Origin of the sequence: Celeribacter sp. SCSIO 80788, from assembly GCF_051054295.1 — a bacterium.
Lineage (GTDB): Bacteria > Pseudomonadota > Alphaproteobacteria > Rhodobacterales > Rhodobacteraceae > Celeribacter.
On sequence record NZ_CP150482.1, the window covers coordinates 1,696,775 to 1,718,707 of the forward strand.

General features: G+C 61.7%; 26 protein-coding genes and 1 tRNA gene. 8 read left to right on the plus strand and 19 right to left on the minus strand.

What is annotated here, in order from left to right:
- Positions 1 to 43 precede the first annotated feature (43 nt).
- Both V1471_RS08475 and V1471_RS08480 read left to right on the plus strand, forming a co-directional pair.
- Entirely contained in the window at positions 44 to 1,864 is a 1,821-nt protein-coding gene (locus V1471_RS08475; RefSeq protein ID WP_434287992.1) for a M3 family oligoendopeptidase, read from the plus strand.
- A complete protein-coding gene (locus V1471_RS08480; protein WP_434287994.1) occupies positions 1,861 to 2,331 on the plus strand; it encodes a GNAT family N-acetyltransferase in 471 nt (156 codons plus the stop codon). Before V1471_RS08475 ends, V1471_RS08480 begins: the two co-directional genes overlap by 4 nt.
- On the opposite strand, the gene V1471_RS08485 is transcribed toward V1471_RS08480, so the two are convergent.
- From V1471_RS08485 to V1471_RS08495, 3 genes are read right to left on the minus strand one after another with little or no spacing between them, the layout of a single operon-like run.
- The gene (locus V1471_RS08485; RefSeq protein WP_434287995.1) at positions 2,332 to 2,601 is read right to left on the minus strand and encodes a DksA/TraR family C4-type zinc finger protein; all 270 of its coding nucleotides are present in this window, start codon (positions 2,599 to 2,601) and stop codon (positions 2,332 to 2,334) included.
- Between the two features lie 56 nt (positions 2,602 to 2,657).
- On the minus strand, positions 2,658 to 3,152 hold the full coding sequence (locus tag V1471_RS08490; RefSeq protein WP_434287997.1) for a DUF2127 domain-containing protein: 495 nt from the start codon (positions 3,150 to 3,152) through the stop codon (positions 2,658 to 2,660).
- Positions 3,149 to 3,466: a DUF4389 domain-containing protein gene (locus tag V1471_RS08495; RefSeq protein WP_434287999.1), complete on the minus strand. Its 318-nt coding sequence runs from the start codon at positions 3,464 to 3,466 to the stop codon at positions 3,149 to 3,151. The genes V1471_RS08490 and V1471_RS08495 overlap by 4 nt, the downstream gene beginning before the upstream one ends.
- 155 nt (positions 3,467 to 3,621) lie before the next feature.
- Here V1471_RS08495 and V1471_RS08500 point away from each other — a divergent pair, with 155 nt between their 5' ends.
- Entirely contained in the window at positions 3,622 to 4,791 is a 1,170-nt protein-coding gene (locus tag V1471_RS08500) for a dipeptidase (RefSeq protein ID WP_434288001.1), read from the plus strand.
- 2 nt (positions 4,792 to 4,793) lie between these two features.
- Here V1471_RS08500 and V1471_RS08505 read toward each other — a convergent pair whose 3' ends face one another.
- The 3 genes from V1471_RS08505 to V1471_RS08515 all read right to left on the minus strand — a co-directional run bounded on the left by V1471_RS08505 (position 4,794) and on the right by V1471_RS08515 (position 8,246).
- The gene (locus tag V1471_RS08505; protein ID WP_434288003.1) at positions 4,794 to 5,558 is read right to left on the minus strand and encodes an esterase/lipase family protein; all 765 of its coding nucleotides are present in this window, start codon (positions 5,556 to 5,558) and stop codon (positions 4,794 to 4,796) included.
- A 567-nt stretch (positions 5,559 to 6,125) separates the two neighbouring features.
- Complete coding sequence (gene rpoH, locus V1471_RS08510) at positions 6,126 to 7,022, minus strand: RNA polymerase sigma factor RpoH (protein WP_434288005.1); 897 nt, start codon at positions 7,020 to 7,022, stop codon at positions 6,126 to 6,128.
- Positions 7,023 to 7,226: 204 nt separating this feature from the next.
- The gene (locus V1471_RS08515) at positions 7,227 to 8,246 is read right to left on the minus strand and encodes an RluA family pseudouridine synthase (protein ID WP_434288007.1); all 1,020 of its coding nucleotides are present in this window, start codon (positions 8,244 to 8,246) and stop codon (positions 7,227 to 7,229) included.
- Between V1471_RS08515 and V1471_RS08520 the strand changes: the two genes are divergently transcribed.
- Positions 8,245 to 8,574 carry a DUF6476 family protein gene (locus V1471_RS08520; protein WP_434288009.1) on the plus strand — a complete coding sequence of 110 codons (330 nt, stop codon included), beginning with the start codon at positions 8,245 to 8,247 and terminating at the stop codon, positions 8,572 to 8,574. The two genes, V1471_RS08515 and V1471_RS08520, sit on opposite strands and share 2 nt — an antisense overlap.
- A gap of 429 nt (positions 8,575 to 9,003) precedes the next feature.
- On the opposite strand, the gene V1471_RS08525 is transcribed toward V1471_RS08520, so the two are convergent.
- Positions 9,004 to 9,080: transfer RNA gene (locus V1471_RS08525), tRNA-His, on the minus strand.
- Between the two features lie 140 nt (positions 9,081 to 9,220).
- Between V1471_RS08525 and V1471_RS08530 the strand changes: the two genes are divergently transcribed.
- Positions 9,221 to 9,412 carry a DUF6324 family protein gene (locus tag V1471_RS08530; protein WP_066705658.1) on the plus strand — a complete coding sequence of 64 codons (192 nt, stop codon included), beginning with the start codon at positions 9,221 to 9,223 and terminating at the stop codon, positions 9,410 to 9,412.
- Positions 9,413 to 9,471: 59 nt separating this feature from the next.
- On the opposite strand, the gene V1471_RS08535 is transcribed toward V1471_RS08530, so the two are convergent.
- The 7 genes from V1471_RS08535 to V1471_RS08565 all read right to left on the minus strand — a co-directional run bounded on the left by V1471_RS08535 (position 9,472) and on the right by V1471_RS08565 (position 14,235).
- Positions 9,472 to 9,933, minus strand: coding sequence for an MmcB family DNA repair protein (locus V1471_RS08535; RefSeq protein WP_434288011.1), 462 nt, complete (start codon positions 9,931 to 9,933; stop codon positions 9,472 to 9,474).
- 341 nt (positions 9,934 to 10,274) lie between these two features.
- The gene (locus V1471_RS08540; RefSeq protein ID WP_434288012.1) at positions 10,275 to 10,583 is read right to left on the minus strand and encodes a hypothetical protein; all 309 of its coding nucleotides are present in this window, start codon (positions 10,581 to 10,583) and stop codon (positions 10,275 to 10,277) included.
- A gap of 198 nt (positions 10,584 to 10,781) precedes the next feature.
- Positions 10,782 to 11,267 (minus strand): transcription antitermination factor NusB, encoded by a 486-nt coding sequence (gene nusB, locus V1471_RS08545; protein WP_434288013.1) that lies wholly within the window; start codon positions 11,265 to 11,267, stop codon positions 10,782 to 10,784.
- A complete protein-coding gene (locus tag V1471_RS08550) occupies positions 11,264 to 11,809 on the minus strand; it encodes a 6,7-dimethyl-8-ribityllumazine synthase (RefSeq protein WP_434288015.1) in 546 nt (181 codons plus the stop codon). The genes nusB and V1471_RS08550 overlap by 4 nt, the downstream gene beginning before the upstream one ends.
- A 3-nt stretch (positions 11,810 to 11,812) precedes the next feature.
- Complete coding sequence (gene ribB / locus V1471_RS08555) at positions 11,813 to 12,916, minus strand: 3,4-dihydroxy-2-butanone-4-phosphate synthase (protein WP_434288016.1); 1,104 nt, start codon at positions 12,914 to 12,916, stop codon at positions 11,813 to 11,815.
- Positions 12,917 to 13,072: 156 nt separating this feature from the next.
- A complete protein-coding gene (locus tag V1471_RS08560; RefSeq protein ID WP_434288018.1) occupies positions 13,073 to 13,639 on the minus strand; it encodes a hypothetical protein in 567 nt (188 codons plus the stop codon).
- A complete protein-coding gene (locus V1471_RS08565; RefSeq protein ID WP_434288019.1) occupies positions 13,636 to 14,235 on the minus strand; it encodes a riboflavin synthase in 600 nt (199 codons plus the stop codon). The genes V1471_RS08560 and V1471_RS08565 overlap by 4 nt, the downstream gene beginning before the upstream one ends.
- Before the next feature lie 244 nt (positions 14,236 to 14,479).
- Between V1471_RS08565 and V1471_RS08570 the strand changes: the two genes are divergently transcribed.
- The 3 genes from V1471_RS08570 (at position 14,480) to V1471_RS08580 (ending at position 18,890) form a co-directional block, all read left to right on the plus strand.
- A complete protein-coding gene (locus V1471_RS08570; protein WP_434288020.1) occupies positions 14,480 to 15,784 on the plus strand; it encodes a capsule biosynthesis protein in 1,305 nt (434 codons plus the stop codon).
- 219 nt (positions 15,785 to 16,003) lie between these two features.
- Positions 16,004 to 17,134, plus strand: coding sequence for a polysaccharide biosynthesis/export family protein (locus tag V1471_RS08575; RefSeq protein WP_434288022.1), 1,131 nt, complete (start codon positions 16,004 to 16,006; stop codon positions 17,132 to 17,134).
- Between the two features lie 4 nt (positions 17,135 to 17,138).
- Positions 17,139 to 18,890: a capsular polysaccharide export protein, LipB/KpsS family gene (locus V1471_RS08580; RefSeq protein WP_434288024.1), complete on the plus strand. Its 1,752-nt coding sequence runs from the start codon at positions 17,139 to 17,141 to the stop codon at positions 18,888 to 18,890.
- Here V1471_RS08580 and ribD read toward each other — a convergent pair.
- The 5 genes from ribD to V1471_RS08605 form a co-directional block, all read right to left on the minus strand.
- Positions 18,883 to 19,983, minus strand: coding sequence for a bifunctional diaminohydroxyphosphoribosylaminopyrimidine deaminase/5-amino-6-(5-phosphoribosylamino)uracil reductase RibD (gene ribD, locus V1471_RS08585; protein ID WP_434288026.1), 1,101 nt, complete (start codon positions 19,981 to 19,983; stop codon positions 18,883 to 18,885). The genes V1471_RS08580 and ribD overlap by 8 nt on opposite strands.
- Entirely contained in the window at positions 19,980 to 20,447 is a 468-nt protein-coding gene (gene nrdR, locus V1471_RS08590) for a transcriptional regulator NrdR (protein ID WP_066705681.1), read from the minus strand. The genes ribD and nrdR overlap by 4 nt, the downstream gene beginning before the upstream one ends.
- Positions 20,448 to 20,582: 135 nt before the next feature.
- Positions 20,583 to 21,002 (minus strand): secondary thiamine-phosphate synthase enzyme YjbQ, encoded by a 420-nt coding sequence (locus tag V1471_RS08595; protein WP_434288028.1) that lies wholly within the window; start codon positions 21,000 to 21,002, stop codon positions 20,583 to 20,585.
- Entirely contained in the window at positions 20,999 to 21,481 is a 483-nt protein-coding gene (locus V1471_RS08600) for a hypothetical protein (RefSeq protein WP_434288030.1), read from the minus strand. The genes V1471_RS08595 and V1471_RS08600 overlap by 4 nt, the downstream gene beginning before the upstream one ends.
- An 87-nt stretch (positions 21,482 to 21,568) precedes the next feature.
- Positions 21,569 to 21,865: a hypothetical protein gene (locus tag V1471_RS08605; RefSeq protein WP_434288031.1), complete on the minus strand. Its 297-nt coding sequence runs from the start codon at positions 21,863 to 21,865 to the stop codon at positions 21,569 to 21,571.
- Positions 21,866 to 21,933: the final 68 nt, after the last annotated feature.

Consider the following 21,933-nt stretch of genomic DNA (forward strand, 5'->3'; position numbering starts at 1 on the left):
CGCGACGCCCTATCTGTTGAAAAACAACATGAGGAGCGATGCGATGCGGTTCACCTTCCCCCAGCCGGTTTTCGATCAGACCGCCCAGAGCGGCCATAACCAATTCGGGGATCTGCCGGACTGGGACCTCACCGATCTCTATCCCTCGACCGACGCGCCGGAAGTGAAACGAGACCTCGACTGGCTCGAGGAACATTGCGCCAGCTTCGCCGAGGATTACGAGGGCAAGCTTGCCGATCTCGACGGCGCGGGCATGTATGACTGCATCCTCAGGAACGAGCGGATTTCGCAGGTCGCGGGCCGTCTCGGCTCCTTTGCCGGCCTGCTCTATTACCAGAACACCGTCGATGGCGAGCGGGCGAAATTCCTCTCCGACATTCAGGACAAGATCACCAATTTCACCGCGCCTCTGGTGTTTTTCTCGCTCGAAGTGAACCGCATTCCCGAGGACACGCTCGAAGAGATGCTGAAACACGACGGGCTCGCGCGCTATCGGCCGATTTTCGAGCGGATGCGCAAGATGCGGCCCTATCAGCTCTCCGACGAGCTGGAGCGCTATGAGCACGACATGTCGGTCGTGGGCGCCTCCGCGTGGAACAAGCTCTTCGACGAAACCGTCGCGGACCTGAAATTCGAGGTGAACGGAGAGACGCTCGGGATCGAGGCCACCACCACCCTGATGACCGAACAGGACCGCTCGGTGCGCGAAGCGGCGGCGCGCGAGATTGGCAAGGTTCTGGGTCAGAACATCAAGATTTTCTCCCGCGTTCACAACACCTTGTCCAAGATGGGTCAGGTGGAGGACAAATGGCGCGGCATGCCGACGCCGCAGACCGGGCGGCACCTGTCGAACGATGTCGAACCGGAGGTGGTCGAGGCGCTGCGCAACGCCGTGGTCAAAGCCTATCCGAAGCTGTCGCACCGCTATTACGAGCTGAAACGCGGTTGGCTCGGGCTTGACAAATTGCAGGTCTGGGACCGCAACGCCCCCCTGCCGATGGAAGAAACCCGCACCGTCGGCTGGGACGAGGCCCGCAAAACCGTGATGGACGCCTATGCCGGGTTCGACCCGCGCATGGCGGAGATCGCCGAGCCGTTCTTCACCAAGGGCTGGATCGACGCGGGCGTCAAACCGGGCAAGGCTCCGGGCGCCTTCGCCCATCCGACCGTGACCGACGCGCATCCCTATGTGATGCTCAACTACCTCGGCAAACCGCGCGACGTGATGACGCTGGCGCATGAGCTGGGTCATGGCGTCCATCAGGTTCTGGCCGCAGGGCAAGGCGAATTGCTCGCCGATACGCCGCTGACGCTCGCGGAAACGGCCTCGGTGTTTGGCGAAATGCTGACCTTCCAGAAAATGCTCAAAGGCGCCAAAACCGACGCCGAGCGCAAGATCATGCTCGCGGGCAAGGTCGAGGACATGATCAACACCGTGGTGCGCCAGATCGCGTTCTACGACTTCGAATGCAAGCTGCATGAGGCGCGTAAAGGCGGCGAGCTGACGCCGCAGGACATCAACAAAATCTGGATGTCGGTGCAGGGCGCATCCCTCGGGCCGGCCTTTGAATTCTTCCCGGACTACGAGGTCTACTGGTCCTATATCCCGCATTTCGTGCATTCGCCCTTCTACGTCTACGCCTATGCGTTCGGCGACGGTCTGGTGAATGCTTTGTATGCGGCCTATCAGGAACAGCCGGACGGCTTCCAGGACAAATATTTCGACATGCTCAAATCGGGCGGCTCGAAACATCACAAAGAACTTCTGAAACCCTTCGGCCTCGACGCCTCCGACCCGAAATTCTGGGACAAGGGCCTGTCGATGATCTCAGGTTTCATCGACGAATTGGAAGCGATGGAATGAGCCTCACGCTCGCCCCTCTGCCCCGCGAAGACCTGAACCGTCTCGCGGGGTTTTCCCTGCCACCCGATCAGGCGGGCTTTGCCGATCTGCCCTCCGTCACCCTGTCCACTGGCACGGCCCGCGATGGTCATCTGATCCTCTCCGAGAGCCAGCCGGTGGGCTTTTTCGCCATCGACCGGGACTATTCCGATCATCACGAATTCGCCCCCAAAGGCGCCCTTGGATTGCGTCAATTCATGATTGATCACGCTGCGCAGGGCCAGGGCCATGCCTCCGCCGCCTGCCGGGCGCTGAAACCCTATCTACAAGCGCAATACCCGGGGGCTGGCTCCTGTTACCTGACCGTGAATTGCCGCAATCCCAACGCGCGCCGCGCCTACCTCAAGGGAGGGTTCATCGACACCGGCGCGCTCTATCTCGACGGTGGCTTCGGGCCGCAGCACATCATGCACCTGCCTCTCACCTGATCACTTCAACTGGCTGTCTTTCGACCCGCGTCGATTGATCCCGCCGCGCGGTTTATAACGGTGATCTCGCGCGTTTTGACAATCGATGCAAAGCTTCACGCCGGGGATCGCCTTGCGCCGGGCTTCGGGGATCTCCTCGCCACATTCGGCGCATTCCGTGAAACTCTCGCCCACCGGCCCGCGATGCTGTTTCATGCGGGCCAGCTCGTCGCTGATCGAGGCTTCGATCTGTTCGCTCACCGCACCGTCTTTCGCCCAGCCGCCTGCCATATCCGCGCCTTTCCTTGAACCGTCTGCTCGAAGTCTTCGCCTTGGGGGCGCACCCGTCAAGCCCGCACCTTGCCCCGCATCACCCGCCATTCGTGCCAAACGAGCCACATCACCACGAGATCGAACCCGGTGAGGAACAAAAGCCCGGCGGAGTGCGTGTAGCTGTAGCGATAGAGCTGATAGAGGATGAACAGGCTCATCACGATGAGCGACAGCGGATAGGCGATCGGCTTGCGCCGCAACAGCCCCGCCACCAGCGCGACTTTGATCACCCCGTGGCTCATCAGGTAGAAGGCATAGAAACTCTGCGTCGCGCCGGTCATGCCCTGCGCCGCCGCCAGAAGATGGGTCGCCACGAAATCGCGCGGGTCTTCCAGAAGCTCTTCGCGGGTCAGGACATTGACCCAGTGCAGCACGGTCTCGGTGCGCACAATATAGAACAATGCCCCGCCCGCGATCTCAATCAGCGCATGCAGCCCCTTGAGGATCACGCTGATCTGGAAGGCATACCGGACATATGTCTCGCGCAGGGGCATCGGCGCAGCACTCAATCGAGCTCCGTCCAGGGCCAGGGTTTCACCTCGCTGTCGCCGGTGATGTAACGCGTCGCCTTCGCGAACCAGATGCCCACATCGGTGCCCGCATTCGCCACCCGGTCGTTGGGTTTCTTGCCGTTCATCAGCATGATGATCGCCTGAAGGATCGCCAGAACACCGATGATCGTCGAGGCAAAGCTCATCATCACCCAGATGATGATCGAATAGAGGATACGCGCGCCGATGTTCTCGGAAATCTCCTCGGGCCGCGCGGCTTTCTTGCCGCCCAGATCGGGCATGACGTGATCGAATTCATGCGGGTCGGCCATGGTCTATCCTTTGTGATTCCTTTGCCTTGCAGTCTCCAGTTTAACGCGAAGCTCCGCAGACCAAAATCTCCCGTGTTCACGACATCTGACGCGAGGTTTCATTTGGGCGATGACCAATCCGCGCATAGGCTTCTCGCAAAATGGGAGGTTTGCACATGCTCAAATGGATCGGACGGCTCATCGCCGTGGTGCTGGTGATCGCAGCCGTAGTATTTTTCAGCATCGGGCCGGGGATCGTGGAAAAGGGCCAGAACGGCTATGTCGCCCATGCCCCCTACCCGATCTCACCCGAAGCACAGGCCCTGCACGACCGCCTCGTGATCGGCGATCTGCACGCCGACAGCCTGTTGTGGAACCGCAACCTTCTGGAACGCTCCAACCGGGGCCATGTGGATTTCCCGCGCCTGCGCGAGGGCAATGTCGCGGTGCAGGTGTTCACCGCCGTGACCAAAAGCCCGGCGGGTCAGAATTACGAAGAAAACTCCGCAGAGGCGCGCGACAACATCACGCTGCTAAGCATTGTCGAGCTCTGGCCGGTGAAAAGCTGGTCCGATCTGACCGAGCGCGGGTTGTACATGGCCAAACGGATGCAGCGCTATGAGGACAAGGCCCCCGATCAGGTGCGCATCCTCCGGACCAAAGCCGATCTCGACGCGGTGCTGGCCGCCCGCGCTGCCGGACAAACGCTCACCGGGGCGCTTCTCGGCTCGGAAGGCGGGCATATCCTTGAGGGCGATCTAGCCAATCTCGACCGGCTTTACGCAGCGGGCTATCGCCTCATGGGGCTGACCCATTTCTTCGACAACGCGCTTGGCGGCTCTCTGCATGGCGAGGACAACAGCGGGCTGACCGATTTCGGACGCGCGGTGGTCGAGGCCATGGTCGACAAGCATATGGTGATCGACCTTGCCCACGCCTCGCCGCGCATGGCACGCGAAGTGATCGCGATGACAGATCAGCCTCTGATCCTCTCGCACACCGGCATTCATTCCCATTGCGAGGTGAAACGCAATTTCGAGGACGATCTGATGCGCGAGATCGCCGCGACCGGCGGTGTGATCGGCATCGGCTATTGGGAAGACGTGACCTGTGACGCCTCCCCCGCCGGGGTTGCGAAAACGATCAAGGCCGCCATTGATCTGGTCGGTGCTGATCATGTGGCACTCGGCTCCGATTACGACGGCTCCGTCACGGTGGAATTCGACACCTCCGAACTTGCGGCTTTGACACAGGCGCTGATGGATGAGGGCCTGAGCGAAACGGAAATCACCGCCGTGATGGGCGGCAATATGGTGCGGGTGCTGCGGCAGGTGCTGCCGGAATAATCTCACTCGACGCCAAGCGCCCAAAGCCACCGCAGCGCCTCCGCCATGCTTAGATCGGGCTCGAACGCGCCGGTGTCGAGAAAGGCGAGCGTCTGGGCGATGACGCGCGGGTTCTGCATCATGAAGGTATGCGTGACCGGAAGCGTCAGATGCGCCGCCATGCCCGCGACCTTCGTGCTGTCGATCGAGACTTTGCCATCATCCTCGCCTGCGACCACCGCCGAGAGCACCGGATTGAGCGACTGGCTCCCTGCAATCACCCCGGTCTCAAACGGCACGGGCGGCAAGCTGTCCGGCAGGCCTTCGGTCCCGAGTTGCAGCCCCGCCGGACCGTTGGCGGTTTGAAAGGCGGCGTAGTCCTCGAACGTGTCGATGATTTCAGAGCCATGGTTGGGCGGCCCCAGCATCACGACGCGGCCCCAGTCCATCTCCGGATGATCGGCGGCGAAACTGCGCAACAGGATCGCGCCCATGGAATGGGTCACCACATCGGGGCGGCTGTCAGAGCCACAGGCGTCACGCGCCGCGCGCAATGTCGGATCGGCCAAAAGCGCCACCGGGGCGGCGCGCGACGGATAGCCCTGATTGACCGTCTTGTAGCCTGCCGCCTCAAGCGCATGTTCCATCACCAGCATCGAGGCGTCCGTGCGTGCCAGCCCGTGCAACAGGATGACGCAACGCGGCTGCGGTGCGTCCTGCGCCAACGCAGACTGGCTGACGGTCAAGGCGACGAACGTGCTGATAACAAGGGCGGCAAAACGGGTCATATCAGAGATATGGCAATGCGCGAGCAAAGGCACAAGATCAGCCCCAAAGCCGACTTCCTCAAAACAACACGGGCGCCCGAAAGGGCGCCCTTACCAATCGTACCTCCCTGAGGTCCTCCCCCTTACGGGTCAGGATCATCCGGGTGTTGGCCCTTTGAGCGAGGGGGCACAGGCTCCTCCGTCTCGCTTCATCCGGGGTCTCAAAGCCTCAATCGGCAGCACCCTTTTGATCCTTCGAACCGTCTACCCCGGCCCTGCCCTCGGACATCCCTCCACGGATCTGAGAAACCTGAGCCGGAGGTGCCGGTTATTGCGGCGGATCCTCCTTGTTGTTAGAGCCAGAAGCGTGGAACATTCTCATGTCTCCTCCTTTTCTTGCCTTATCAACAGTTTAATCATAGCCCGAGTCGACCGATCGGACCTTGATCCCGATCAAAACCGCTTCGGATTTCGCATTTGACGGGGGCTTTCGGGAGGGGTCTATCCCGCTCATACACCAAAGGAAAACGGCCCCGAACCGTATTCGGGACCGCCTTTTCAGCATTCAAAAACTTTTTCCCGGATGGCTTAAGCGCCTTCCAGAATGCCCTGCTCTTTCGCCAGCTCCTGCATCCGCTTTTGCAGCTTTTCGAAGGCACGCACCTCGATCTGACGGATACGCTCACGCGACACGTCGTATTTCGCCGACAGATCCTCAAGCGTCATCGGCTGATCCTTCAGGCGACGCTCCATGAGAATATCCTTCTCACGGTCGTTCAGCACCTCCATCGAACGCGCCAGCAATTCGCGCCGGGTTTCCATCTCGTCGCGCGCCTCATAATCGGCGGCGGTGTTGGCGCTTTCGTCTTCAAGCCAGTCCTGCCATTGCGCGGCCCCTTCCTCGTCGGAGCCCACCGTGGCGTTGAGCGAGGCGTCGCCCCCCGACATCCGGCGGTTCATCGACACGACCTCTTCCTCGGTCACGCCCAGATCATGCGCGATCTGTTTGACGTTGTCCGGGTGAAGATCGCCCTCCTCGAAGGCACCGATCCGGGCTTTGGCCTTGCGCAGATTGAAAAACAGTTTCTTTTGCGCCGAGGTGGTGCCGAGTTTCACCAAAGACCACGAGCGCAGGATATATTCCTGAATGCTCGCGCGGATCCACCACATGGCATAGGTCGCCAGACGGAAGCCTTTTTCCGGATCGAAGCGTTTCACCGCCTGCATCAGGCCGACATTCGCCTCGGAAATCACCTCCGCCTGCGGCAGGCCATAGCCACGGTAGCCCATGGCGATCTTGGCCGCGAGCCGCAAGTGCGAGGTCACAAGCTTATGCGCCGCACGGCTGTCTTCGTGATCGACCCAGCTTTTGGCGAGCATGTATTCCTCTTCGGGTTCCAGCATCGGGAACTTGCGAATTTCTTGCAGATAGCGGTTCAGCCCCTGTTCAGGACTCGGAGCCGGCAAATTTGCGTAGTTACTCATGTCTCACATCTCTCCCGCGTCATGCGCCATGTTATAAGGCTTAACATACCATTTAGGAAGGCATGTTAGCGCTTTCAAGGGACGCTGACGCGATTTCCTATTGCGACAAATTTAACGAAACATGACCCGACATCCGCCGCCAGACCATCTTAATCCGCTAAAATTTCACAAAAATCACGCCAATGTGGTCTCTGTTACATCGGCTCAGAGCTGATCCAGAAGATCTTGCATATCCTCAGGCAAAGGCGCCTCAAACCGCATGTCCTCGCCCGTCACCGGATGGACAAAGCCCAACACGGCGGCATGAAGCGCCTGACGCGGGAAGGCATCGACCGCCGCCCGCGCCCGGTCCGACAGCGCCTTGTGGTTCAGTTTGCGCCGCCCGCCATAGGTCTGATCCCCGACCAGCCCATGCCCGGCATGCGCCATATGCACGCGGATCTGGTGGGTGCGCCCGGTTTCCAGCCAGCATTCCACCAGCGCAAGCTGCGGCGGCGTGCCATAAAGCTCGACCACCCGCGCCCGCGTGACCGCATGACGGCCCTCGGTGAAGGACACCGCCTGTTTCTGGCGGTCGGTCTTGTGGCGGCCCAGAAAAGACGTGATACGCAGAATGTTCGAGCCTTCGAAACTCACGCCTTTCACACCGCGCAGTCGCGGGTCCATCGGGTCCGGCACGCCGTAGACCAACGCATCGTATTTCCGCTCGACCGTGTGCTTTTCGAACTGTTTCGCAAGCCCCTGATGCGCCTTGTCGGATTTCGCCGCGACCAAAAGCCCCGACGTATCCTTGTCGATCCGATGCACGATCCCGGGGCGTTTCTCGCCACCGATCCCCGAGAGGCTCTCGCCGCAATGAAACATCAGCGCATTGACCAGCGTACCCGAAGGCGAGCCGGGTGCCGGATGCACCACCATACCCACTGGCTTGTTCACCACGATCAGATCGTCATCCTCGTAAATGACATCGAGCGGAATATCCTCCGCCACGACCTCAGCGTCTGCGGCCTCTTCAACCGTGATCTCGACCCGGTCGCCCTCGGCCACTTTACCCTTCTGATCCGTCACAACCGCACCGTTGACCTTGATCGCCCCCTCGGTGAGCAATTTCGCCAAACGCGAGCGCGACAGCACCGCTTCTTCTGGCACATCGCGCGCGATCGCCTTATCAAGACGCTTGGGCGGATTTTCCGCGATGAGGAAGGCGACGGTGGATACGGGCATGAGCAACCTTGAGATCGATCCGAAAGACGCGGCCCGGCTGACGCTTTTGCGGCGGCTGGTCACGACACTTCTGGTGGTGATGATTGCCGGGTTTCTAGTGCTGATCACCCTGCTTGTCACCCGTTTCCCGTCAATGGATGCGCCAGTTTCTGAGACCGCCCCCCTCCCTTGGCCCGATCAGATCGCCCTGCCCGAAGGCATCACCCCCGAGGCAGTCACCCGTGGCTCCGACTGGATCGCCGTGGTGTCAGGCAATGAGATTCTGATTTTCGACGCCGAGGGCGGCGCGCTGCGTCAACGCATCTCCGTGACCCCCGCCCAACACTGAACGCGCTGCGCGGGAAGAAACGGAGCGCCGAGGCTGCCTCCCACAGCCTGCGGCGCTCGTCCCCCCGATGCGACCGGTCAGATTTGCGGACCAGATTCTACCTTCCCCAATTCAACTCCCGCCCGACGAGGGCAAAAAACAGAATTGGAGACATGACAAGGGCCGCGTAGGCGAGCCCCACGAAATAAAGATGCATATTTTCCTCCCTTTTTGGAAGGATAACACGAATCTACCAACATTGCTACATTTTGTCGCACCCTCTGCGACAGGACACAGCACCCACGCCATATCCCCGCGCGCGCAGGCTGCATGTCGGTCGACAGGGTGACACAGCCTGCCGCACACGACATCGCACGCACGCACGCACGCACGCACGAAAGCCATGGTCCACACCGGCCAGTAAGCAAGCTGCAATATGAAGGGAAAGAGTGGTACCACCTCCCCGGCTCGAACGGGGGACCTCCTGATCCACAATCAGGCGCTCTAACCAACTGAGCTAAGGCGGCACTGACGGGGGATTTAACGAGACGGGCAGATGAATGCAAGAGGCAGATTGCGAGAAAATCGCCCGAGCCCCGGAATCTCCCCCGCCCCTTGCGCCAGAACGGGCGAACGCGTATTTCGGGGAAGATCAAAAGGAGCCGTCATGGGTATCAATTCGGAACGCGACATCGAAGCCAATCTGCAAATCGGGCCGACCTCGCTCGGCATGGTGCGGATGTTCATCGAAGCCACCGGCGGCATCGAGATTCCGATGGATTTCGAACCGGAAGAAGCCGAAGAAATCGCCGAGGAGCTGATGGCTGCGGCGGCGCAGGCACGGAAAATGGCGAAATAAGCCGGCTTGGCCCGCATTGAATGCCTCCGGCGGGAGTATTTCTCCCACGGAAAGCCCCTTTAGCCCCCGAACAGCGCCGCGACGCCCGGATCGCGATAGCCCTGCAACCGTCGCGCCGCATCGCGCGCGGCCTTGAGATGCACCGATTTGCGCCGGGCGGCGGGCAATTTGTCCTCCTCCGGCATACGGATGATCTCCGCCTGATAAGCATCCGCAATGATCAGACCGGCTTCGGGTGGCAAAATTTCGGTCGGAAAGTCGAGATCGACGGCGAAGAAATACCGGTCGCACCACTCCAGATAGCCCTGCCATTTCGCATCGGTCATGAAATCCGCACGCGAAGATTTGCACTCCACCACCCAGACCTCACCCTTCGGTCCCAGCGCCAGCACATCGACGCGCAGGCCGCGCGCGGGCACCCATTCCTCGACGCAGGCGAAATCATGCGAACGCAGATGGCGGCAAACGCCACGCGCCAGTACCTGGCCGGGTTGGGCGGAGGTGAGAAACGTATCGATCATGGCCGGACCCTGCCGCAGTCTCGCGCGATTTTCAACGCCTCCCCCTTGTCGTCCTCGCAGCAAAGCCCTATCTCGGAGCTCAGGCGGGATCTGCTCTTCTCGTACACATGGGCGCAAGTCTCCGGTGGCCTTACGCAACCGAATGGGAGCTGGCTCTGTCTGGATCCTGGTCCAGTTACCTGGCGCCCACCTGATTTTTCAGGCTTCGGGAGCATACGCGCTGCTACGGATGCTGTGGTCCCCCGCCGCCCTCTTGAGGGCAAATTGAGATGCCGCCTTCTTGAAAGGCAAAACGCAAAACGCGCCCGAAAGGACGCGTTTTTCTGTATTGGAAAGCGTGCTCAGCGACGCCGCGTCGCCTCGACCGGAATGGGGTCCATCGTCATCAACGACACCTCGTCGCGTTTGCCGCCCCGCCCGTCGTCGTCGCTCCCGGCCATGCGCATGATCGTGATGGCGAATTGCACGCCGGAGAACACGATGCCATTGGCGAACCAAAGCACAATCACGGCGATGATCCCCGCATCGTTATGCGTGACCAGATGCCAAAGATTGGCGACGTTGAAATAGAGGAGCGCGCCCACGAACGCCGCCGCGATCGCAAAGCCGATCAGGACCTGAGTGATGTAGAGTTTCACAAGCTTGGGCATGGCAGCACTCCAAACGGGAACATATTCAAAAAGTGTATCACATGTGGGGGACATTTCCAGCTCCATTCCGTCGCAGCCCGAAATGCAAAAACGCCCCGACGAGGGGCGTTTATCACTGTCGATCAAACTCTGGAACGATTTCAAAAAACTTCGAGACGCGCTTCACATGTTTGTCTGCTCGCGCGTCTTCCCTTCGCGTTAAAACGCTTCGGGACGCGCTTCGCGGGCCATATGATCCAGCACAGCGTTGACAAATTTCGGCTCGCGACCATCGGGATAGAAGGCCTTCGCCACATCGACATATTCAACGATCACAACCTTCGGCGGCGTGCGGCCCGACAAAAGCTCGGCCCCTGCCGCCCGAAACAGGGCGCGCAGCGTCGGGTCAATGCGCGCGATCGGCCATTTCGCAACCAGTGCCCGGTCGGTCATCTGGTCGACCTTGGCCTGATCGTTCACGGCGATCTCGGTGATCTCATGGAACAGGTCGCTGTCGCCGTCGATGAATTCGCCCTCTTCCTCGGTCTTCAGACCGAAGAAATGATCGTAGAATTGACGACGCACCTTGTCGACGGTCATATCGGCCGCTTCCATCTGAAACAGCGCCTGCACGGCATAGAGCCTTGCGGCGGATTTCATCTCGCGCTTGGTGGGCGGTTTCAGGTGGTCGTTCTCGTCAGTCATGCTTTTTTGCTCTCGTCAGGCTGGCCGGCAAGCTTGATCGCGTCGGTGTGGAATCCCACGCCCTTGCTCGGAGCGGCCCATTTGCGCGAAAGCGCGATGAGATGCAAGGCCGCAGCGGCCGCACCGCCGCCTTTGTTCTGGCCTTTCGCCTCGGCGCGGACCACCGCTTGATCGCGATTTTCCACGGTCAGGATGCCGTTGCCGATGCACAGCCCTTGCAGCCCCATCAGTTGCAACGCGCGCGAGCTGTCGTTGCAAACCGTATCATAATGCGTGGTCTCGCCGCGAATGACACAACCCAGCGCCACATAACCATCGAAATTCGACAGTTTATCGGCAATCGAAATCGCTGTCGGCACTTCCAAAGCGCCCGGAACCTCCACGAGATCCCATGTGCCGCCCACGGCCTCAACGGTCGCTTTGGCGCCCGCCACCAACTCGTCGGCGATGTCCTTGTAATAAGGTGCCACGACGATGAGGATTTTCACCGGCTGATCGAAAGACGGCAGGTCGAGCGTATAATGTTGTTCATTGGCGGCCATCGGTCAGTTTCCTTCCGTGATCTTGCGCGTGCCGGTGATCTCGAGGCCGAAGGCTGCAAGCCCCGGCGCTTTCGGTTGCGGGCTGTCGCTGACGAGGATGAGTTTGTGCAGACCGAGTGCGGCCAAAATCTGCGCCCCCAGCCCGTATTGCCGCAGCGTCTGCGGCGAGGATTCGCCCTCTTCGACCATTTTCATCGTGGTATCGCGCAGCAGCACGACCACACCGCGCCCCTCTTCGGCGATCACTTCCATCGCGCCTTCCATCTCGCGCGAGGTGCGCCCGATGCCCAGCACGTCTTCGAGCGGGTTCAGATTGTGCACCCGCACCAGAACCGGCGCGCCATCGGTGATGTCGCCTTTCGACAGAACGATATGTTCGGCGCCCTGAAGATCGTCGGTGTAAATCTGCATGTCCCACTCGCCACCGAAGGCCGAGGTGACCTTGCGCGCCGAGGACTTGGATACGAGGTTGTCGTGACGGCGGCGATAGGCGATCAGGTCGGAAATCGTGCCGATCTTGAGACCGTGCTTTTGCGCAAAGCCCACAAGATCCGGCAGGCGCGACATGGTGCCGTCTTCGTTCATGATCTCGCAGATCACCGAGCTGGGCAGAAGCCCCGCCAGACGCGCCACGTCCACCCCGGCCTCGGTATGACCAGCCCGCACCAGAACACCACCATCGCGCGCGCGCAGCGGGAAGATATGGCCCGGCGTCGCGATGTCGGCGGCGGTTTTCGACGGGTCGATCGCCACGGCGACGGTGCGCGCGCGGTCATGGGCGGAGATGCCGGTCGACACGCCTTCGCGCGCTTCAATCGACACGGTGAAGGCCGTTTCATGCCGCGACGAGTTGTTCGAGGCCATCATCGGCAGGCCAAGTGCGTCGATCCGATCCCCGGTCAGCGTCACACAGATCAGGCCCCGCCCGTAGGTGGCCATGAAGTTGATCGCCTCGGGCGTCGCCATTTGCGACGGGATCACCAGATCGCCCTCGTTCTCGCGATCCTCGTGGTCGACAAGGATGAACATCCGCCCGTTGCGGGCGTCTTCGATGATCTCCTCGATCGGGGAGATGGCGTCTTGGTAGCTGACTTGCGTTTCGGACATGGTAATCTCGGCGGGCCTTCTGGGACTTCGGTCGCTTTCCGATACAGCTTTGCGCCACCAAAGGCCAGCCTCATGCCACGCACAATCGCCAAGCATTTCTGCGCAATTCGCAGCTTTGCCCATCTGTGCGATCAATGCGCGCCCAACCCGCTCAGGTCAGCTTTCGAAAAACACCGGCGCGTCGATCCGACCGGCCAGCTTGCCAGCGTCGACCCATTCCGCCTCAAACGGCGCTTCCGAGACCAGAACAAGCCCATCCCGCGGAAATTTCGACCCCAAAAGTTCCGCCAGAGCGGCGCGTTGTTGCCCCCATGGCGCATAGGGGCGCGGCGCACGTCCGGCCCGGTCCACCGCGTCAAGCTCTTCGATCATCCCCGGCACCAGCGGATGATGCGCCGCCACGATGCGTGCGGCTTTCACCTCTGCCAGCTTGTCGGCAAAGGCCGGGTTCATCCGGTCTCCCAGCCGCACAAGCCGAAGCGCATTGGAGGAAAACAGGAAGCCGACAACGTCGCGCCCGGTGGAAGCGCGGATCGAGGCGTAGGATTTATACGGCAGACCAAGCTCTTCGGCCCGGCGCACCCGCATGCGGACCACCTCGATGGGCAGGCTCTCCCCCATCAGGCTCTTGCGCGCCTTCTTCCAGACAAAGCGACGATAGCTCACGCCCGGATCGAGCGACGGCCCACCATTGTGGCCGACGCCATGGAGCGGGGCGCTCACGCCTGCCACTCCTGCAAACGGGCGACGTAGCGCGCCAGCGTGTCGATCTCGAGGTTCACCTTGTCGCCCACCTTCGCCACGCCCCAGGTCGTCACCTCCTGCGTATGCGGAATGACGTTGATGCCGAAAGAACAGCCCTCGACCTCGTTCACCGTCAAAGACGTGCCGTTCAGCGCCACCGAACCTTTCGGCGCGATGAATTTCGCCAGAGCCTCCGGGGCCTCAAACGTGATCCGCGTGCTGTCGCCCTCGTCCTTCATCGCCGTGATCACCGCCACCCCATCGACATGGCCGGACACGATATGCCCGCCCAACTCGTCGCCCAACTTGAGCGCACGCTCCAGATTGAGCCGCTTGCCGACCGTCCACATGCCGATATTGGTCTTCGATACGCTCTCCGCGGAAATCTCCACATCGAACCAGTTTTGCGGAGCAGTCCCAAGCGCGATCACCGTCAGACACACCCCGTCGCAGGCGATCGAGGCGCCGATCTCGATCCCGTCGACATCGTAAGCGCAGCCGATCCGCGCCCGCAGATCGCCACGTTTTTCCAGTTCCAGCACGGTGCCGACATCGGTGATGATCCCTGTGAACATGACGCCTCCATGCGTTTCGTTGGTCGTTTCGTGGGTCGTTTTGCGTTACCTTGGCCCAGAGGTAACGCCCCAGCCGCCCGCCCGCAAGCGTACTCAGGTTTTGTTAACCGCTTCTATGGCACAGTCGACCAAGGCACAGCCCCTGCGCACGCTCCTGCGCTCTGAGGGCCACAAATCCGCCCGAATTTATGGCTAACAGGAAATTAACCACGACAAACCACACCCAATGCCGCAAAACCACCCCATGCCGAACCAAACCCCAACGAAAAACGCCAACGCCCGCGTGTTCCTGATGCTTCAGGGCCCGCACGGACCGTTTTTCTGGGGGCTGGGCAAGATGTTGACCTCGGCCGGGGCCAAGGTCTGGCGCGTCGGCTTCAACGCCGGCGACCGCGCCTTCTGGTTCTCGACCAAGAGCTTTATCGCCTATACCGATCCGCCAGAGGACTGGCCCAGCCGGTTCGAGAACATCGTCCGCGACAAGTCTGTCACCGACATCGTGCTCTATGGCGACACCCGCCCCGTCCATGCCCTCGCCATCGAACGCGCCCGGGCTCTGGGCCTTACCATCCATGTCTTCGAAGAGGGCTATATCCGCCCCTACTGGGTCACCTATGAGCGCGGCGGCTCGAATGGCAACTCCGCCCTCATGACCCTCACCGTCGCCGAAATGCGCGGCGCGCTCGAGAATATCGACCACGATACGATCGACCCCCCTGCGCAATGGGGCGACATGCGCCAGCACATCTTCTACGGTGCGCTCTACCACTGGTTCGTGATGTTCCGAAACTCCGCTTTCCGCCATTATCGCGGCCATCGCGAATTGCCCGTGACGCGCGAGTTTCTTTTGTATTTCAAACGCCTGATCCTGATGCCACAACACTGGATCTCGCGCGCCTGGCACACCCGCGCGATCCTCGGGGCAGGTCATCCGTTCCACATCGCACTTCTCCAGCTCGAACATGACACCAGCTTTCAGGTCCACAGCCCCTATTCCACCATGCCGGAATTCGTCGCCGATGTGATCGAAGGCTTCGCCAAGGGCGCGCCCCGGCACCATCACCTCGTGTTCAAGGCGCATCCGCTGGAAAACGACCGGCGCAACCTGCGCCACGAAATCCGCCGCATCGCCGCCGAATACGGCATCGAGGACCGGGTGCATTACGTCCGCGGCGGCAAGTTACAGAAACTGCTCCTGAGTGCGCGCTCCGCCGTCACCGTCAATTCCACCGCGGGTCAACAGGTGCTCTCGCTGGGCATCCCGCTGCGCATCCTAGGCCGCGCAGTCTACGACAAACCGGAATTCGTCTCGCACCAACCGCTCGAGGCGTTTTTCGCCCAGCCCGAGCGCCCCGACACCCGCGCCTATCGCGATTACCGCCAGTTCCTTCTGGAAACCTCGCAGGTGCCCGGCGGCTTCTACTCGAAACGCGGGAGGCGGCAACTCATGCGCCTCGTCGTCGATCTGATGCTTGGTTCTGAGGCCCCCGATCAGGCGCTGTTGAGTGGCAAGACCCCTCCGCGCCAACCGCTACGCCTCGTCAAATAAAGGCAATCATGGCCGATTTGTGCCCCCCACATCCCCCGCGCACCACTAGATCGTGATGCGCCGCACAGCGTCGCCACACTCTCTGCGAAAGCCGCGACCTTCCCGCAACACAACCTTCACAGCGCCCCACATCTCTCTGCAAAAACTGGATTTCCGACTCGCTATTGGTTAATCTGCTGGCTAAACCCGATAAAAATATGGGGCAGAGGAGACAGAGCAGTGAAGATCCTGACATCGCGCATGACCCGCGCCATTGCGCTGGCCGCCGTGACGGCGAGCCTGTCTGCCTGTGCCCTGCCGCGCTCCGGTCCGACCAAGAAAGAGATTTTCGCGGGGTCCGTTCTGGAACAAGGCGACTCCTTCGTCGTCTCCGTCAACGACCGCGTCAACGCCGTGACGGCGATCAATCAGGAGCTTGGCTTCTCAAGCGCCTTCCAGAACGCCGGTGTGATCGGCTCCGACACCATCGCACCGGGCGATGTGCTCTCGCTCACCATCTGGGAAAACGTCGATGACGGGCTTCTGGCCGGGGCCGGGGCCAGTGCCACCGTGCTTTCCGAGGTGCAGGTCGATGGCGCGGGCTTCATCTTCGTGCCCTATGCCGGGCGCATCAAAGCCGCGGGCAACAGCCCCGAAGCGATCCGCCGCCTGATCACCGAGAAACTCGACGCGCAAACCCCCGATCCGCAGGTCATGGTCACCCGTGCCGCAGGCGATGGCGCCACCGTCACCATCACCGGGAAGATCTCCGGACAGGGCGTCTTCCCGATTGAGCGCCCGACCCGCCGACTGACCGCCATGCTGGCCCGTGCAGGCGGCCCGTCCGTCGAACCCGACGTCGCCCAGATCAAGGTGATCCGTGGCTCGAAAGCCGAAACGGTCTGGTTCCAAGACCTCTACAACAACCCGAAATACGACATTCCGCTGCGCGACGGCGACCGCATTCTCGTCGAGGCCGACCCGCGCTCTTTCACCGCCCTCGGCGCCACCGGTGCGCAAAGCGTGATCCCTTTCGAAACCCGCAACCTCTCCGCGCTCGAAGCCATCGCTCAGGTCGGCGGTCTGCGCACCAACTCCGCCGATCCGACCGGCGTTTTCGTCTTCCGCAACGAACCCGAAAACATTGCCAAGCAGGTGCTCGGACGCGACGACATCATGGGCACCCAGCGCCTGATCTATGTGCTCGATCTGACCCAGCCGAACGGCTTGTTCCTCGCCCGCGATTTCCTCATTCGCGACGAAGACACGCTCTATGTCACAGAAGCACCGTTCACCCAATGGCAAAAAACTCTGAGCGCAGTCACCGGCACGGCCAGCTCCGCCAGCTCTATCGCCGCCATCGGCCAGTGACCTGATGGTCGGCCATTTGACCGACACGTCTTCCCCCGCCCCGGTCACCTCGCCGGGGCGGCTCTCGTTTCAGACCCCACTTCTGTTCGAGCGCCTGCGCACTGAATTCGATCTGTCCTGTGCCGCCCTGAGCTGGCACGATCTCGCCCGTGGCGCGCCCCCCGACGACAGTGCGGAGCTTGATCGCGCGCGTCAGGCGATCGACTGGCTGGTTTCATTGAAATTGTCTCGTTCCAGTGGTGAAATCGACCCGGATCAGACGCCTGATGTTCCATTTGTGCTCGTTTTGGATCAACCGCGCAGCGCCGAAAACGCCCCCGCCGAGGCCGGTATGACCGAAATGCTGGTCTTCGCCCAGACCGAGCTTTTGAACGCCCGCGTCGCCATCCTCGGCTGCGACGATGGGTTCTTCAGCGACAGCACCGATCCGCGCCTGACCCTCTTGCCGCCGAACGCCAATCTCTATCGCCTGCTCGAGGCGGCCACCGCCGTTTACACCCATTCCGCAGGTTACGGCTTCGACGCGATCCTCGCCGGGCATCGTCCCCGAGTGTTCGGGCGGCCCTGGTATGGCGCGCTCGGTCTCACCGCCGATGAGGACCCCGACCCGCACAGCCCCCATCGCCTGACCCGCGCCCAGCTCTTTCTCGCCGCCCTGATACGCGCCACCACATGGCATGCGGGCACGGAGACGCTGGAAATCGAGGACATTCTCGCCCGGCTCGAGGCGCGCGAACGTGCGATCCGCGAGGATGCTCCGGGCTATATCGCCTCCGGCATCCTGCGTTGGAAACATCGTTTCCTTCGGCAATATCTCGGTCGGAACGGCCTCACGATCAGCGACGATCCGAGTGTCATCGCCCACGAAAAATCCGCAGGCCGTCGTCACATCGCCTGGGGTGCGCCCCCCGAGGCCGATCTGCGGCTCGAGGACGGCTTCCTGCGCTCTCGCGGCCTCGGTGCCGCTCTGGTGCGCCCCCTGTCGCTGGTGCTCGACGACAGCGGCATCTACTTCGATCCCACGCGCCCCTCCCGGCTGGAGACACTGATCGCGGAGCGCCCCCCGCTCAGCGCCGCGCAACAGGCCCGGATCGCGCGGTTTCTCTCCCGACTCAAGGCCTTGCATCTGAGCAAATACAATGTCGGCGCGGAGCTGCCCCCCTTGCCCAAGGGCCATCGCATCCTCGTCGCCGGACAGGTCGAGGACGACGCCTCGATCACCCTCGGCGCCGGAAAAATCTCAACCAATCTCGCACTGTTGCAGGCCGCACGGGCCGCGCATCCCGAGGCCATTCTGGTCTACAAACCCCACCCCGATGTCGAAGCCGGGCTTCGGCGCGGCAAGCTCCCGGCGGCCAACGACATCGCCGATGTCATCGCCTCCGAGGCCGATCCGCTCGCCCTGATCGAAGCCTGCGACGCGGTCTGGACCATGACCTCGCTGATCGGCTTCGAAGCCCTGTTGCGCGGCACACCGGTGACCTGCACCGGCGCACCATTTTATGCCGGATGGGGGTTGACCACCGATCTCGGCCCGGTGCCTGCGCGCCGCGCGGCACGCCCCGACCTCATGAGCCTCGCCCATGCGGTTCTGATTGATTATCCACGCTATTTCGATCCGAAATCCGGCACTCCCCTGTCACCGGAAGAAGCCTTGGAATTGCTGTCGCAAGCCCCGAAAGGCCGCAGCCGTTTCGCGCAAACCCTGTTGGCCAGACTGCGGCAGTTGCGCGCCGCAACCCTCGGGATCAGGTGAGCCGCGTCCAAAGGCTCAGCGCATCCGGTCCGATCTGTTCGAGTTTCTCAAGATGGTAACGCGGGGCTTCCGCCAGCCGGTCGAGCCCCAGCGCCCCCAGCCCCGGACGCCCCTCCGCACCGATGCCAAGCCCGGCGGTGAACAGCGCCACATGATCGGCCAACCCCGCCGACAGAAGCGACGCCGCCAGCGCCCCGCCCCCTTCGCAGAACACCCGCGTCAGTCCCCGCGCGCCCAGCGCTTGCAAAGCGGCCCCGGCATCCAACTGCCCTTGCGCAACGGGTACTTCGATTAGTTCCGCACCAAGCCCTTGCCAAGTGGAAATCAGTTCCGGCGCGGCCTCCGGCCCGTGCAGGAGCCACACCGGCACCTCGCCCGCCGTGCGCGCCAGATGGCTGTCGACCGGCAGATCGAGCCTGCGCGACATCACCAGCCGCACCGGCTGATGATCGACACCCAGCCCCCGGATCGTCAGCGTCGGATCGTCCGCCCGCGCCGTGCCCCCGCCGACCAGAACCGCATCGTGAGTTGCCCGCATCGCATGCACGCGACGGCGCGCCATCGGGCCGGTGATCCATTGGCTCTCCCCGGTCGCCGTCGCGATGCGCCCGTCCCAGGACATCGCCAGTTTCAGCGTCACCATCGGTCGGCCCAGAGTGACTTTCGACAGGAAGCCCTGCTGCTGCGCACGGGCTGCGTCCTCGCACAGGCCCGTCACCACCTCAAGTCCGGCATCTTGCAGCATTGCAAAGCCCCGCCCGTTCACTCGCGGGTCGGGATCGCCCAGCGCCACCGCGACACGTCGCACCCCTGCGGCGATCAGCGCTTCGGAACAGGGGGGCGTTTTGCCGTAATGCGAACAGGGCTCTAAGGTCACGTAAACCGTCGCGCCACGCGCCGCCTCGCCCGCCTGACGCAGCGCCATGACCTCCGCATGCGGGCGCCCACCCGGCTGGGTCCAGCCGCGTCCGACGATGCGCCCGTCCCGCACGATGACACAGCCCACAGCCGGGTTCGGCCAAGTCCGGCCAATCCCGCGCGCTGCCAATGACAGCGCGTGGCGCATGTGGCGCAAATCTTCCAATTCGCTCATTCGTCGGATTTGGCGTCGGGGCGCAACTCACTGACAAACTTGTCGAAATCGTCAGCGGCCTGGAAGTTCTTGTAGACCGAGGCAAAGCGCACATAGGCCACCGTATCGATCCGCGCGAGGCTTTCCATGACGATTTCGCCGATGGTTTTCGACGGAATATCCGTCTCGCCCATGCTCTCGAGCCGCCGTACGATTCCGGAGATCATCTGATCCAGACGCTCCGGTTCGATCGGTCGTTTCTGGGCCGCGATCCGGATCGAACGTTCCAGCTTGTCGCGGTCGAAATCTTCGCGCCGCCCGTTGGATTTTACCACCACGAGATCGCGCAATTGCACCCGCTCATAGGTGGTAAACCGCCCGCCGCAGGCCGAACAAAAGCGCCGCCGCCGGATCGCAACATGATCCTCTGCCGGGCGGCTGTCTTTCACCTGGGTATCGATATTTCCGCAAAATGGACAACGCATCCTGGCGTCCCCTTCATCTTTTCTTCACTGCCTCGTCTGGGGTCTTTGCCCCAGTTATCCACAGGCACTATAGGGGCTCTCCCAGAATTTGGGTAGATCAAATTTTCACCGCTAAATGTTGTAGAGCGCGTCAGCTCAGCGCAGCAGCGCCATCACCCGCCGGACATGCGGTCGGTCGCGATGTTCGAAAAGGTAAACTCCTTGCCATGTTCCAAGCGCCATGCGCCCATTCAGGACAGGAATTGTACATGTCGTCGGCAAAAGCGCCGCCTTGATATGCGCCGGCATATCGTCCGGGCCCTCATAGGTATGGGTCAGATAAGCCATCGCGGGATCGCTGGTCGGCGGCACAAGGCGATGGAAATAAGCCTGAAGGTCGGTCCGCACCTCCGGGTCGGCGTTTTCCTGAATGACCAGTGAGGCGGAGGTATGTTGCACCATGAGCGTCAGGAGCGCCTCCATTGCCCCCTCGCCCGCCACCCACCGTGCCAGATCGGCGGTGAATTCATAAAGGCCCGGACCGGAGGTCGCGATTTCAAACAGGCGATGGCTCATTCGCAGTCCTCTTTCCAGATCAGCTCATAAGAATCCCAGCAATAGCCCGCCGCCTCATAGGCATCGGCAAATCCAAAAACCGTGTAGCTGATCGTCTCCGGCAGGCAATCGAAATGCGCCACGTCCTCTTCCCCACGCAAAACGATGATCCCACCGCTCATGTCATGGTCATCGGTCATCCGGTCGAAGTCCCCCCAGAGAAGATAGCTCACATCTCCGTTCGTCAGGCTCAACTCCTCCCAGATCGACCCACCAACCCCGGACCAAGGCGTCACATCGACCTCTGCATAAGGTCGGTTCAACTCAAGCTCAGGCACCTGACCGGGACGCCCGAAACGATAGGTCACCCCCTCCGGATGCGCCGTCAGAGACAGGCTCTTGCCATTGGCAAACCCGCATGCCAGCAAAACGGTCTCCTCTGCGTATGCAGGCACGACGGTCAGCCCCATGAACGCACAGGTCGCCATCAGGCGCGCCATTCGATTCCGGTTCAACGTCATCAAAAAACCCTCTCAACACATGTCGAAAGGGTTTACCTCATCGGCGGAATTTTTGAAACGCCCCCGTCAGCCCTCCACCTCACAGCGCACGGTCTGGCCGCTCTCTTCGGGGGTCAAAGACGCCGTCTGGACCTGCGCATCCCGCACCGGTGCCATGAACACCGCATCCAGCGTCGCGATGCACCGTTGCAAATCCTCGGCCGGGACTTTGATCACGATGACATCGCCGCTGCCCGCTTCATACGGCCCGTCCACCACCGCAAGATCCTGTATCGCCTCGCCCAGCGCCCCAAGAGGCGCGAGCAGCCCCACGGCAGCAATGGCGAAGGTAAAGGCAATGAGGGCCTTGGCAATGCGCGTCATGACAGCTCTCCCATACAGTTGTCCAAGACCAACGCAGAAAGGCTTAATCAAGTTTCAACATCCCCGGG